This is a genomic window from Nocardioides sp. HB32 (genome assembly GCF_054058995.1).
In genome coordinates, this window is the sequence record NZ_JBSSBS010000001.1 from 4,252,930 (window position 1) to 4,265,951 (window position 13,022).

13 protein-coding genes are annotated in these 13,022 nt (G+C 73.5%); 6 read left to right on the forward strand and 7 right to left on the reverse strand.

Translation table 11 applies throughout. The features are described 5' to 3' along the window. Window positions 1-5 precede the first annotated feature (5 nt). Window positions 6-722, reverse strand: coding sequence for a hypothetical protein (locus ACVW2K_RS21310; protein ID WP_051548505.1), 717 nt, complete (start codon window positions 720-722; stop codon window positions 6-8). A 97-nt stretch (window positions 723-819) separates the two neighbouring features. Here ACVW2K_RS21310 and ACVW2K_RS21315 point away from each other — a divergent pair, with 97 nt between their 5' ends. Both ACVW2K_RS21315 and ACVW2K_RS21320 read left to right on the forward strand, forming a co-directional pair. Next, window positions 820-1,572, forward strand: coding sequence for a sulfotransferase-like domain-containing protein (locus ACVW2K_RS21315; RefSeq protein ID WP_457203880.1), 753 nt, complete (start codon window positions 820-822; stop codon window positions 1,570-1,572). Further along, window positions 1,572-2,471, forward strand: a complete 900-nt coding sequence (locus tag ACVW2K_RS21320) for an aminotransferase class IV (protein ID WP_457203881.1) — start codon at window positions 1,572-1,574, stop codon at window positions 2,469-2,471. Before ACVW2K_RS21315 ends, ACVW2K_RS21320 begins: the two co-directional genes overlap by 1 nt. On the opposite strand, the gene ACVW2K_RS21325 is transcribed toward ACVW2K_RS21320, so the two are convergent. The 3 genes from ACVW2K_RS21325 to ACVW2K_RS21335 form a co-directional block, all read right to left on the reverse strand. Then, the gene (locus tag ACVW2K_RS21325) at window positions 2,468-3,781 is read right to left on the reverse strand and encodes a protoporphyrinogen/coproporphyrinogen oxidase (RefSeq protein ID WP_457203882.1); all 1,314 of its coding nucleotides are present in this window, start codon (window positions 3,779-3,781) and stop codon (window positions 2,468-2,470) included. The genes ACVW2K_RS21320 and ACVW2K_RS21325 overlap by 4 nt on opposite strands. 65 nt (window positions 3,782-3,846) lie before the next feature. Continuing rightward, a complete protein-coding gene (locus ACVW2K_RS21330; protein ID WP_457203883.1) occupies window positions 3,847-4,350 on the reverse strand; it encodes a flavin reductase family protein in 504 nt (167 codons plus the stop codon). Continuing rightward, on the reverse strand, window positions 4,347-4,886 hold the full coding sequence (locus ACVW2K_RS21335; RefSeq protein WP_457203884.1) for an NADPH-dependent FMN reductase: 540 nt from the start codon (window positions 4,884-4,886) through the stop codon (window positions 4,347-4,349). The genes ACVW2K_RS21330 and ACVW2K_RS21335 overlap by 4 nt, the downstream gene beginning before the upstream one ends. 148 nt (window positions 4,887-5,034) lie before the next feature. Between ACVW2K_RS21335 and ACVW2K_RS21340 the strand changes: the two genes are divergently transcribed. Together ACVW2K_RS21340 and ACVW2K_RS21345 are read left to right on the forward strand one after the other, a co-directional pair. Beyond that, window positions 5,035-5,973 (forward strand): LysR family transcriptional regulator, encoded by a 939-nt coding sequence (locus ACVW2K_RS21340; RefSeq protein ID WP_457203885.1) that lies wholly within the window; start codon window positions 5,035-5,037, stop codon window positions 5,971-5,973. Continuing rightward, window positions 5,970-6,941, forward strand: a complete 972-nt coding sequence (locus ACVW2K_RS21345) for a DUF4349 domain-containing protein (protein WP_457203886.1) — start codon at window positions 5,970-5,972, stop codon at window positions 6,939-6,941. Before ACVW2K_RS21340 ends, ACVW2K_RS21345 begins: the two co-directional genes overlap by 4 nt. Here the strand turns inward: ACVW2K_RS21345 and hemE are convergent. Then, a complete protein-coding gene (gene hemE, locus ACVW2K_RS21350) occupies window positions 6,901-7,917 on the reverse strand; it encodes a uroporphyrinogen decarboxylase (protein WP_231496093.1) in 1,017 nt (338 codons plus the stop codon). The genes ACVW2K_RS21345 and hemE overlap by 41 nt on opposite strands. A 70-nt stretch (window positions 7,918-7,987) precedes the next feature. Between hemE and ACVW2K_RS21355 the strand changes: the two genes are divergently transcribed. Next, window positions 7,988-8,626: a DUF3000 domain-containing protein gene (locus ACVW2K_RS21355; protein WP_457203887.1), complete on the forward strand. Its 639-nt coding sequence runs from the start codon at window positions 7,988-7,990 to the stop codon at window positions 8,624-8,626. A 1-nt stretch (window position 8,627) separates the two neighbouring features. Then, window positions 8,628-9,941, forward strand: a complete 1,314-nt coding sequence (locus ACVW2K_RS21360) for an HRDC domain-containing protein (RefSeq protein ID WP_457203888.1) — start codon at window positions 8,628-8,630, stop codon at window positions 9,939-9,941. A gap of 199 nt (window positions 9,942-10,140) precedes the next feature. Here the strand turns inward: ACVW2K_RS21360 and ACVW2K_RS21365 are convergent, their stop codons facing one another. Next, window positions 10,141-11,340 (reverse strand): HNH endonuclease signature motif containing protein, encoded by a 1,200-nt coding sequence (locus ACVW2K_RS21365; RefSeq protein ID WP_457203889.1) that lies wholly within the window; start codon window positions 11,338-11,340, stop codon window positions 10,141-10,143. A 226-nt stretch (window positions 11,341-11,566) separates the two neighbouring features. Beyond that, on the reverse strand, window positions 11,567-12,940 hold the full coding sequence (locus ACVW2K_RS21370; protein WP_457203890.1) for an ABC transporter substrate-binding protein: 1,374 nt from the start codon (window positions 12,938-12,940) through the stop codon (window positions 11,567-11,569). Between the last annotated feature and the right edge of the window lie 82 nt (window positions 12,941-13,022).

Genomic DNA, 13,022 nt, shown 5'->3' on the forward strand with positions numbered 1-13,022 from the left:
GCACATCATGACCGGAACGCGCGGTCACCGAAGGAGAACCCGAGAGCGGTCACGACGAGCCAGAGCGAGCCGGTGACGCCGGCCATGTACTCCAGCGGCGAGACGCCGAGCACGACCGTGAGGCCGCCGAGCACCAGGCCGACGAGGCCGATCCACCGCGGGACGCCACCGCTGCGCGCCACGACGTGGAGGGCCAGGCCGGCCAGGCCCGCGAGGACCCAGACCCACGGGATGGTCCCGATCCAGTGGTTGTACATCGCGCCCGTGCTGTCGTCGACGATGCCGTCGCCCTGGGCCAGCGGCATCATGAACTCGGTGTCGAGCCCGGCGCCGAGCACGCTCACGACGGCGGTGCCGGCGAGGCCGGCTAGCGCGACGACCGGCGCCAGTCCGTGGGGGGCGACGGCCCGCAGCCGGCGGTGCAGGCCGGCGGCGAAGACGACCATGAGCAGGGCGCCGAGCGTGGTGATCGAGTGGAAGGCGAACATCACGCCGGCCTTGTCCTGCAGGGCGTCGGCGACCCCGGCGGTCGTGCCGGCGTACTCGTCCCGGTAGACGACGTCGATCATCGAGGAGGTCGCGATGGTCGCGATCCCGGCGAGGCCGGCGCCCAGTCCGGCGAGGGTCCAGGCGCGGGAGGTCCGGGGGGCGACCGGGGTGCCGGCCAGGTCCGTGCGGACGGGGTTGTGGGTGGTGACGTGGGTGGTGACGTGGGTGGTCATCGCGGAGCGCTTTCTCTGAGGGTGGGTATTTCCGATGACCCGAGGTTGTCGGGCCCGATGTCCCACGGGACAGGGACAACCGGGCAGACTGCTGCCGATGGACGCCACCCCCGCGCTGCGGATCGCGATGTGGTCCGGGCCGCGCAACCTCTCGACCGCCCTGATGCGCAGCTTCGAGAACCGCGCCGACTGCTCGGTCGTCGACGAGCCGTTGTACGCGGCGTACCTGGCCGCGACCGGGCTCGACCACCCGGGCCGCGACGAGGTGATCGCCTCGCAGCCGACCGACCCGGCCACCGTGGTGCGCGAGCTGACCTCGGGCCCGGTGCCCACGCCCGTGCAGTACCAGAAGCACATGACCCACCACCTGCTGCCCGGCTTCCCCCGCACCGGGCTGGGATCGCTCGCGCACGCGTTCCTGGTCCGAGACCCCGAGCGGGTCCTCACGTCGTACGCCAAGGTCCGCGACGAGCCCACGCTCGAGGACCTCGGGTTGCCGCAGCAGCTGGAGCTGTTCGAGACGTACGGCGGACCGGTCGTCGACGCCGGGGACGTGCTGCGAGACCCGCGCGGGACGCTGGGCCTGCTCTGCTCGGCGCTCGGCATCGCGTTCGACGATGCCATGCTGTCCTGGCCCGCGGGGCCGCGGGACACCGACGGCGTCTGGGCGCCGCACTGGTACGCCGGCGTCGAGGCGTCGACCGGCTTCACGGCGTACTCCCCCGGGGCGGGCGACCCGCTGCCGGACCGGCTCGCGCCGCTGCTGGAGCAGTGCCGGCCGTACTACGAGGCGCTCGCGCCGTACCGCCTCCGCCCCGCGGACCAACCTGGAGAGCGAGTGGAGGGCTGATGCAGCAGCACTGGGACGAGCGCAACCGGGACCTCGTCGTCGGCATCGACGACCGGCTGGTGCACCGCGACGAGGCCGGGATCAGCCCGTTCGACTCGGTCGTGCAGGGCGGGGACGCGGTGTGGGAGGGGCTGCGGCTGCACGGCGGCCGGATCTTCAAGCTCACCGAGCACCTGGCCCGGCTGCGCCGGTCGGCGCAGGCGCTGGCGTTCACCTCGGTGCCGTCCGACGCGGAGATCACCGCCAGGATCCGCGCCGTCCTCGCCGCCAACGCGATGACCGACGACGTGCACATCCGGCTGACGCTCACGCGCGGCGTGAAGGTCACCAGCGGCATGGACCCGCGGCTCAACCAGTCCGGTCCGACGCTGATCGTGCTCGCGGAGTTCAAGTCGCCGGTCTACGACGACAGCGGGATCTCGCTGGTCACGTCGTCGGTGCGCAGGACGCGCCCGGACTCGCTCGACCCGAAGATCCACCACAACAACCTGCTCACCTCGATCCTCGCGAAGATCGAGGCGAACGTCGCAGGGGCGGACGACGCGCTGATGCTCGACGACGCCGGGTTCGTGGCCGAGACGAACGCCACGCACGTCTTCCACGTGAAGGGTGGCGTGGTGCGCACCTCGACGACCCGCGCCTGCCCCGAGGGCATCACCCGCGAGACCATCCTCGAGCTGTGTGCGACGGCCGGGATCCCGACGGTCGTCGGGGACTTCTCGCTGACCGAGGTGTACACCGCCGACGAGGTGTTCGTGACCGGCACGATGGGCGGCGTCACCCCGGTCCTGACCGTCGACGGCCGCACCATCGGCGCGGGCCGGCCCGGTCCGCTCGTCACCCGGCTGTCCGCGGCGTACCTCGAGCGGACCGCGTCCGAGGGGACGCCGGTCGCCTAGTCGATCTCCGCGGCGGCCCGGTGCGCCGACGCGATGACGGCCGGGATGCCCACCCCGTCGTAGGCGGCTCCGCAGACCGCGAGGCCGGGGACGGCGGACACCGCGGCCCGGATCCGCGCCACCCGGTCCAGGTGGCCGACGGCGTACTGCGGCAGGCCGCCGCCCCAGCGCTGGACGTGGGCGTCCACGGGGGCCGCCGACCCGCCGACCGCCTCGCGGAGGTCGGCGAGCGACCAGGCGACCAGGTCCTCGTCGTCGGCGTGCAGGGCGGACTCCTCGCGGTGCCGGCCGAGCGAGGTGCGCAGGAGCAGCAGGCCCCCGCCGGCGGCGCGGACCCAGCCCCACTTCGCGAACGAGAACGTCGAGGCCTTGATCCGCCGGCCGTCGACCGGGGGCACCAGGAAGCCCGACGAGTCGGTCCCCGCGAGCCCGGGGACGTCGGACGCGCGGAACGCGAACGTCACCACCGCCATCGAGGCGTAGTCGATCGAGCCGAGCTCGGCGGCGGCGACCGGCGCCACGCCGGCGAGCAGGCGCGCCGCCGGTGCGGCGGGCACGGCGAGGACGACCGCGTCGGCGGTGAGCTCCTCGGCGGTGGTCGTCGGCCCGACGGTCAGCGCCCAGCCGGAGTCGGTGCGCCGCAGGTCGCGCACCGTCGCACCGGTCCGCACCGGGAGCGTCGCCGCGAGCAGCTCCGGGAGCCGGCCCATGCCGCCCTCGATACCCGCGAACACCGGCTCGTCGGAGGTCGGCGCGGGGAGCGCCCCGCCCTCGACGAGCGGGACCAGCTGCGGCACGGTCGCCCGGGCGGACAGCTGGCGCGCGTGCCCGGCGTACACGCCGCCGAGCAGTGGTTCGACCAGCCGGTCGGTGACCTCCGGGCCGTAGACGGCGTCGACCAGGTCGCCGACCGACACGTCGCCCTCCACGGGCGCGGGCACCGCCGCGCGGAACCGGGCCAGGCCCTCCGGGGAGAGCACGCCGGACGGGCCGGGGTCCTCGAGCGGCACTCCCATGAGCGACCGCGGCAGCGGCCGCAGCGCGCCCCGGGTCCAGATCCGCGAGGACGCCAGCGTCGGGTGCTCGAGGGGCAGCCCGAGGGAGCGGGCCAGCTCGACGCCCTCGGGGCGTCGGTTCAGCATCGCCTCCGCGCCCACGTCAACGGTCACGCCGCCGACCGACGCCCGGAGCAGCTTGCCGCCCACGCGGGGCGCTGCCTCCAGCACCAGGACGTCGTGACCCGCGGAGACCAGGTCACGCGCCGCGGTCAGTCCGGCGACACCGGCGCCGACCACGACCACCCTGCTCACCCCTCGAGTGTCCCAGAGGGGGCCCGCGCCGCGGCAGCGGGTGCGTGCGGCCGCGGCGCGGGAGATCAACCGGCCAGTCGGCCGAATCCGCTGCGGTGGAACACCAGCGGCGAGGACGTGGTCTCGTGCTCCACGGCGTGCAGCTCCAGCAGCACGATCGTGTGGTCGCCCGCCTCCACCTCGCGGTAGATCGTGCAGTCGAAGCGCGCCAGGCCCTCGTCCAGCAGCGTCGCGCCGTCGTCGGTCGTGGTGACGGCGAGCCCGTCGAAGCGGCTCGCGACCGGGCCGGCCAGCTGCCGGCACACGTCGTCGTGGTGGTCGGCGAGGATGGTGACGCCGAGGTGGCCGGACCGGCGCAGCGTCGGCCAGGTCCTGGAGGAGTTCGCCACGGAGAACGACACCAGGGCCGGCTCGAGGCTCACGGAGGTGAACGAGCTCGCCGCGAGGCCGACCAGCTCGCCGTCCACCTCGGCGGCGACCGCGACCACGCCGCTGGGGAAGACCCCGAACGCCTCGCGCAGCCGCCCGGGGTCGAGGTCCTGGTTGGTGGGCAGGTGGCTGACGGTCATGCCGTGGCTCCCGTTCTGCTGTCGAGGACGGCGCCGATGACGGGCCGGGCGAGGTCGAGCCAGGGCTGGTACGCCGCGGGGTCGTCGTACGCCGAGTCGACGACGTACAGGCCCCTGGCCGGCACGATGCCGCCGATCTCGGTGAGCACCGGCCGCAGCGTCAGCTCCGGTGCCAGCGCGTGGCCGGGCCCGGCGCCGAGCATCAGGGACACGGCCACGCCGCCCAGCCCGTCGGTGGCGAAGCGGTCCAGGAAGAGCTTGAGCAGCCCGGTGTAGGTGCCCTTGTACGTCGGCGACGCGACGACCACCAGGTCGGCGGCGCCGACCTCGGTGACCAGCTCGCCCACCAGCGCGTCCTGCCAGTCGAGCAGCCGCCGCCCGAGGTCGGCCAGGTCGACGACCTGGTCCGGCTGGTGCCCCGCGAGCTCGCGGGCTAGGTACGTCGCGGCCGCCAACGTGCGGCTGCGCGGCTTCGGGTTCCCGACGACCACGGACACCCGGGCCGTGGGCCGACCCGCTGGGTCGTGCTGCGACATTCCGACCACCTCCGCTCTTTCCAACTTATGTCGATCAGATTGCTGTACTTTTGGTGGCGGTTCAAGCCGATCGGCCCCTCACGGCGGGCGGAGTCGGTGATCGGGTGACAGGGACCGCCTCTCACCCACCGCGAGAGGAGACCACCAGGTGCGCATCGAACAGCTCGAGTACGTCACCGCGGTGACCCAGCACGGGTCGCTGCGCCGGGCCAGCCAGCGGCTGCACATCTCCCAGCCCGCACTCAGCGAGGCGGTCACCAAGCTCGAGCGCGAGCTCGGCGTGACGCTGCTCGACCGGCGCCGCTCCGGGGCGCGGATCAGCCGCCGCGGTCGCGAGCTGCTGCAGAACATGGCCGAGGTGCTCGAGGCCGTGGACCGCCTCCGGACCGCGGCCGGGGACCAGGCGGCCGCGCACCACGTCGTGCGGGTGGGCACGGTGAGCGCGGCGACGGCCACCCTGCTGGTCCCGGCCGTCCGCGACCTCCGCGGCACCGATCCCGGCTGCACCGTCGAGGTGGTCAGCAACCAGCCCGCCGACATCCACCAGGGCCTGCTGGACGGCGCCCTGGACCTGGGCCTCGTCAACGTGCTCGAGGGCGACGACCCGCCGACCGACGTGGTCGGCACCAGCCTGGTGCACGGGCGACCGGTCGCCGTGCTGCCGGCGCACCACCCGCTCACGGCGTACGCCGAGGTGACGACCGACCAGCTGCGCGCCGAGCCGTTCGTGGCGATGCGCGAGGGCTACCTGATGCACCGGTTCGCGAACCGGCTCTTCGGCCCGGACATGCCCTCGACGTCGTACACGACCCACGGCGCGGAGCTGGGCAAGGTGATGGTCGCCGAGGGCCTCGGTCTCGCCGTGCTCCCCGACTACAGCGTGGCGGGCGACCCGCTGGAGCGGGCCGGGCTGATCACCGCCCGTCGGCTCGCGAACGACAGCACCTCGGTCAGCCTGGTGCTGCAGCAGCGCCGCCTGCAGCACGTGCCGCGGCCGGTCCGGGACCTCGAGGCCGCCCTGGTCGCCCGGGCCCGTGCGCACCGGGCGGGAACCGATCTCGCGGAGGTCACGTCCCAGAGCGCATGACCCCGTCCCGTGCGCCGAAGCGCACCCTCCTCCCCGGCCTCGCCCTGCTCTCCGTGCTGCTGGCGGGCGCCCTGGCCGGGTGCAGCGGCAGCGACGGTGCCGGCGGTGGCGGCGACTCGGGCGCCGCGGGCTCGGCCCCGGTGGCCGCCGAGGCACCGGCCCCCGCCGACGGCGTGCGCGCGAACGCCGACCTGGCGCAGTCGTACGGCGCGGGCGCCAGGAACAGGGTCGAGCCCGGTCCCGAGGTGATGTCGCGGGCAGTGATCCGCAAGGGCAACGTGGAGCTGCGCGCCGACGACGTCGGCAAGGCGCAGTTCGACGTACGCCGCGTCGTCGGCCGCTACGCCGGCGAGGTCACCGAGGAGAAGACCACCACCGACGACGACGGCAAGCCGGCGTACACGAACATGGTGCTGCGGATCCCGACCGAGAGCTTCGGCGACGCGATGGCCGACCTCCAGGGCACCGAGGGCACCGAGCTGGTGTCGGCGAACTCCAGCGAGGACGACGTCACGACCAAGCTGATCGACACCCAGAGCCGGCTCGCGGCCCAGAAGCGCAGCATCGCCCGGATCACCGTGCTGTTCGACCGGGCGCAGAGCATCCGGGACATCATGGCGATCGAGTCGGAGCTCTCGCAGCGGCAGGCCGACCTCGACTCGCTGGAGCGGCAGGCGGCGTACCTGCGCGGCCAGACCTCGATGTCGACGATCACCGTGAGCATCGACGAGACCCCCGCCAAGGTGGTCCCGAAGGCCGAGGAGGACAGGTCCGGGTTCTTCGCCGGGCTGTCGGCCGGCTGGGACGCGCTGGCGGCGTTCGCCATCGGGCTGGCGACCCTGCTGGGCGCGCTGCTGCCGTGGCTGGTGGTGCTCGGGATCCTCGGGCCGCCTGCGTACCTGCTGGTCCGGGCGATCCGGCGCCGGATCAGCGCGGGTAGGTCTGCACGAACTCCGTCAGCCGCTTGAGCTGGTCCGGGTCGGTCGACGGAATCACGCCGTGGCCGAGGTTGAAGATGTGGCCCTTCGCCCTCCGGCCGGCCTCGACGATCTCCGCTGCGCGGGCGGTCATCACCTCGGTCGGCGCGAACACCAGCGTGGGATCCAGGTTGCCCTGGACGCACCGGTCGCCGACCCGGTCGATCGCGTCGCCGAGCGGCGTCCGCCAGTCGACACCGACCACGTCCGCGCCGGCCGCACCCATCAGGCCGAGCAGGTTCGACGTACCGACACCGAAGTGGATGCGCGGCACGCCCAGCGCGCCCGCCCGCTCCAGCACCCGCGCGGAGTGCGGCATCACGAAGGCCTCGTAGTCCGCCGGGGTCAGGGCGCCGGCCCAGGAGTCGAACAGCTGCACCGCGGAGGCGCCCGCGCCGACCTGGACCTCGAGGTACGTCGCGGCGATGCCGGCGATCTTGCGCATCAGCGCGTCCCAGACGTCGGGGGCGCCGAACATCATCGCCTTGGTGCGGGCGTGCTCCTTGGACGGCCCGCCCTCGACGAGGTACGACGCGACCGTGAACGGCGCGCCCGCGAACCCGATGAGCGGCGTCTCGCCCAGCTCGGAGACCAGGTTGCGGACGGCCCGGTCGATGTAGGGCACGTGCTCGGCGGTGAGGTCCGGGATCGCCTCGACGTCGGCGAGCGTCTCGACCGGCTTCGCGACGACCGGGCCGATGCCGGGCTTGATGTCGAGGTCGACACCGACCGCCTTGAGCGGCAGCACGATGTCGGAGAAGAAGATGGCCGCGTCGACGCCGTAGCGGCGGACCGGCTGGAGCGTGATCTCGGTCACGAGGTCGGGGTCCATGCAGGACTCGAGCATGCCGACGCCCTTGCGGACCTCGAGGTACTCGGGCAGCGAGCGCCCCGCCTGGCGCATGAACCACACGGGCGTGTGCGGCACCGGCTCGCCCCGTGCGGCGAGGAGGAAGGCGCTCGTCACGGGTGAAGCCTCGCAGGTCACCCGGCGTGTTCGCACATCGGGACCGGCCGGATCGACCTACTGTGACTTCATGGTCGTCGGTCAGGAGACGCACCCGGGAACGGGTGCGGGCGCCGTGCCCCCGGAGTTCCGGGACGCGGTGTCGACCATGCGCGCGGCGCGGCTGCGCCCCGAGATCCTCTGCGAGGAGATGCCCGCGCCCCAGCGGATCGCGCCGTACGCCTCGGCCCTGTCCGCGGACGTGACGGTCGACGACACCGATCTCGGCACCGGCCGGATCATCCTGCTGCACGACCCCGCGGGCAACGACGCCTGGGACGGCACCTTCCGCTGCGTCGCGTACGCCCGCGCCGAGGTGGACCTCGAGCTGGCGGTCGACCCGATGCTCGGCGCCGTCGGGTGGTCCTGGCTGACCGAGGCGCTCGACGCGCACGGCGCGTCGTACGGCGCGATCTCCGGCACCGTCACCCGGGTCTCGACCGAGAGCTTCGGCGGGATGTCCGACGAGGGCGGCACCGCCCAGATCGAGATCCGCGCCTCGTGGACGCCGATGATCCCCGACGAGGCGCCCGCGCTGGCGCCGCTCGACCTGGCCCCGCACGTCGAGGCGTGGGGCGAGCTGCTGTGCACCGCCGTCGGGCTGCCGCCCGTGCCGGAAGGCGTCGCCGTGATGCCGAGCCGTCGCGGGCAGCGAGGCCCGGGGCGCTGACATGACCTCTGAGGAAGCCCCGGAACCGCCCCTCCTCACCCTGCGCGACGGCCTGACGGCCGTCGTCGACACCGAGGCCGGCCTCGCCGACCTGGTCGAGAAGCTCGGCGCCGGCAGCGGCCCCGTCGCGATCGACGCCGAGCGGGCGTCCGGCTACCGGTACTCCTCGCGCGCCTACCTGATCCAGCTGCGCCGCGAGGGCTCCGGCACCTTCCTGCTCGACCCGATCCCGTTCGGCTCGCTGCCGACCCTGCAGGAGGTGCTCGACGGCGCCGAGTGGATCCTGCACGCGGCGACCCAGGACCTCCCCTGCCTCGCCGAGGTCGGGCTCCGCCCGTCGGCGTTGTTCGACACCGAGCTCGCCGGGCGGCTGCTCGGCTACCCCCGGGTCGGGCTCGCCACCCTCGTCGAGAGCCTGCTCGGTGCGCGCCTCGCCAAGGAGCACTCGGCGGTCGACTGGTCGACGCGCCCGCTGCCCCAGCCGTGGCTGGAGTACGCCGCCCTCGACGTCGAGGTGCTCGTCGAGCTCCGCACGCTCCTCGAGGCCGAGCTCATCGCTGCGGGCAAGGACGAGTGGGCGCGGCAGGAGTTCGAGTACCTCCGCGGCTTCGAGCCGACGCCGCGCTTCGAGGCGTGGCGGCGTACCTCCGGGGTGCACCGGGTGCGCGGTCGCCGCGGCCTCGGCGCCGTCCGCGCCCTGTGGGAGGTGCGGGACAGCCTCGCCGAGCAGCGCGACGTGACGCCGGGCCGGATCATCCCCGACGCCGCCATCGTCGCGGCCGCGCAGGCGCTGCCGACCGACCGCGACACGCTGCTGTCCACCAAGGGATTCCACGGCCGCGGCGCCGAGCGCTACGCCAGCCGCTGGGTCGCCGCCCTCCGCGAGGTAGCGGAGATGCCCGAGTCCGAGCTGCCCACGCGCTCGCCGCGGGGCGACGGCCCGCCGCTGCCCCGTGCCTGGGCCGAGAAGGACCCGGTCGCGGCCCGCCGCCTGGCCCTCGCCCGTGACGCGATGACCGCCCGCGCCGAGGAGCTCAACCTCCCCGTCGAGAACGTGCTCACCCCGGACTACCTGCGCCGCACCCTCTGGACTCCCCCGTCCACCCGCGACGCCGAGCGCCTGGGCGCGGCCGTCGCCGACCAGCTCGCCGGCTACGGCGCCCGTCCGTGGCAGGTCGAGATCGCCGGACCGATCCTGGTCGAGGCGATCCTGAAGGCCGAGGAGCCGGTGGAGGAAGCGCCCGCCGAGGAGACCGTGGTCGAGGACGCTGTGGCGGACGACGCTCCGGTCGAGGAGAGCCCGGCGGAGGACTGAGCGTGGACTCGGTCGTGGTCACCGCCGTCGACGGTGCCCACCTGCCGTCGGGGTCGCGGGCGCCGGTCCCGACGTGGCCGTGCTCTCGGCGGACCGGGCTGTGTCCGCTACCTGGAGCGTGACGAGCTCGCACCCGCCGGACGCCACGCGGCACGACGGCGCGAGTATGGCCCCGCCGGCCGTGGTCGGCGGGGTGGGGTCAGCCGATATGTCGGTGTCCCAGCGGGCTGGTCCAGACGAACCCGGTGCCGGGGACGTGCTGGTAGGTCCAGTCGGTGAAGGTCTTGAGCCGGTGGTGCTGGCGGCACGGGGGCGCGAGGTTCGAGGTGGTCGTCGCGCCTTCGGGCCATTCGGTGATGTGGTCGGTGTCGGCGTGCTGGCCCTGCCGCCAGGAGGGCCGGTGGCAGAGCGGGAACGGGCACTGGGGGTGCCGGAGCCGGACCTGCTCCCGCATCACCGGGGTGGGCCGGTAGGAATCGGTGGAGAGCTCCTCGCTGAGGTCGATCACCGGCCGGATCGTGACCTGGGTGCCGGCGGCCCGGCACCAGTCCCGGAGGTGCTCGGGGGTGATCGTGGAGCGGGTGTTGTCGAGGTCGACCATGGCCTGCCCGGGGCGGGTGTGGGCGTAGATCACCACCTCCCGCTGGGCCACCGGGGTGTCGGTGCTCTCGGGCCGGTTGCCGAGCATGCCCAGGACCAGGGAGCGGCGGACCTGGAGCGGGATGGCGTGGTCGAGCTTCTCGGCCTCGGTGGCCACGTAGTCCTCGAAGCAGACCGCGTCGGCGACGTCGAGCATCCCCGAGATCGGGACCAGCCCGTCGTGGGTCATGAACCCCAGGTAGGTCTTCACGTGCCGCTGCTCGGCCGCGGCGCGGCGGCGGCGTTCGGTCTCGGCGGGGTCGAACTCGGCGCGGGCCTTCTCGACCTGCCGCTCGATCTCGGCGAACGTGCACCTGTGGGCCACGAAGTATAACGCCCGGTCCACGAACCCGGCCCCGCCGACCGGGAGGGACTGGGTGGCCTGGGCGATCTTCCGGGCCTTCCAGACCGGCAGCCGGCCGTCCAGGACGCGTCGCCAGGTGCGCGGCAGCCGGTAGGCCAGCTCGACCGCGTCCCCGAGGTAGCTGCGGCCCGCGTCGGTGGACAGCCCGACCGCGAGCGCGAACTCCGCCACCGCGCCCTCATCGATCGTGGGGGCGCCCTCGCCGGCGATCTGCAGGTCTCGCATCGACCAGTCCACGGTCTCGTCGACCCCGTCCCCGACCTCGTCCCCGGGATGCAGCAGCACCCACTCGATGGCGAGCTGGAGCTTGCGGAGCGCGGCGGCGTTCTCGATCCGGTGCTGCTCGCGGGCAGCGTCGATCACCTGCGCTTCGCGGGAGATCGTGGTGGCCACCATGGCACCTACTCAAGCACTGGCCACCGACACTCGACGGGCCCAGAACCCCTTGTTCCACAGGGGTTTGGTCACGAACAGGTCACGATCTTGGCTGCATCCGCGTCGCGGAACCCGAAGCCGGGAGCCGACCGCAACCACCCGCCCACCGTCCCCGTCGCTGCCACGTCGGTCGCAACCACCACCACCCCGCAAGCCACAGGCACCGCGCCGCTACGGGTCGCCGACGTCAGTCGGAGGGCGACTCCGACGGCCCCGGCGAGGACGAGTACTCCGGGTCGAGGATCGGCTTGGAGGTGTCGTCGATCCGCTGCGTGATGCCGTCGAGGTCGAGCACGCCCACGCCGAAGACGAGCTGCTCGAGGTCCGGCTCGACGGCTTCCTGGAGGGCTGGGAGCGTGTCGACGAGCGGGGCCTGGACCATGCTCCGCACGGCGGTGTTGAAGACCGTGCTGTGCTGCGGCTCGCGGGCCGGCTGGAGGAACGTGTCGGAGAGCGCGACCTGGAGGTTGGCCGGCGCGAGGTAGCCGGTGCGGGTCACCCGGGTCACCGAGTCGACGGACAGCTCGTGGACCATGAAGTCCGCGGCGTCCGGCGGGCTGGCCGCCTTCCGGGAGAGGCAGAGGCCGCTGACGTCGCCGACCGTGGCCGCGCTGCCGAGGGACGGCATCGCCATCACGTCGAAGTCGAGGTCCGGGACCAGGCGCAGCTCGGGCACCAGGGAGCGGTACCCCGCGATCATCCCGAGCTTGCCGCGCTCGAACCACTTCAGCGCCGTCGCCCGGTCGAGCTGCTGCTCGTCGAGCGTGACCTGCGGGTTGCGCAGGAGCTGCAGCGTGGTGTCCAGGGCGACCCTGGAGTCGCTGCTGGACAGCGTCAGCGACTTCGGGTCGGAGCCGTCGTCGAAGACCGAGCCGCCGCCGGACACGATGAACGGCGAGAGGCCGGGCAGCGTGGCGCTGATGTGCACACCCTTGGTGCCGCGGCCGGGACGGCTCGCGAAGGACGCCGCGGCGCTGAACTGGTCGAACGACCAGCTGGTCGAGTCCGGGTCCGGTGCGTCCAGGCCGCGCCTGGTCATCCGGGCGAAGTCCACGAGGCGCTTGTTGTAGTAGATGACCATCGGCGAGACGCCGTACGGCATGCACTGCAGGCGGTCGTCGACGCTGAACGCCTGCAGGGCGTCGCGGGAGTAGCCGTCGCCGAAGTCCACCCCGCGCTCGTCGAGCAGCTCGTCGACCGGCTGGGTCAGCTTGTCGTCGAGCAGCCAGCGCAGGTCGGTGCGCGAGGTCAGGAACACGTCGGGCAGGTCGGCGCCGGACTCGACGGCTTCGCGGAACGCCTCGCGGGTCTTCCACACCCGGAGCCGCACGTCCGGGCCGTCGGTGAGGCCGTTCCACTGGTCCACCGTGGAGCGGTACGCCGCGATCTGCGTGCTCGGCCCGTAGACGCCGAACGTCAGGTGCGTGACCGGTGCCGGCGACGTGGACGTCGGGAGGCGCGATGCCGGCGGGTCGGACTCGTCGGTGCAACCGACGGCCGCCAGCACGACGCCGGCAGCGAGTGCTCCCGCCAGCGTGCGGCGTACCCGGGTCCCCCGCACTGCGTCCTCCTCGTTCCGTCGGCCGGAGCCACCCTACCGAGTGTCGGAACCCGGCTCCGACCTCGTTCCTCCGTACGATGAG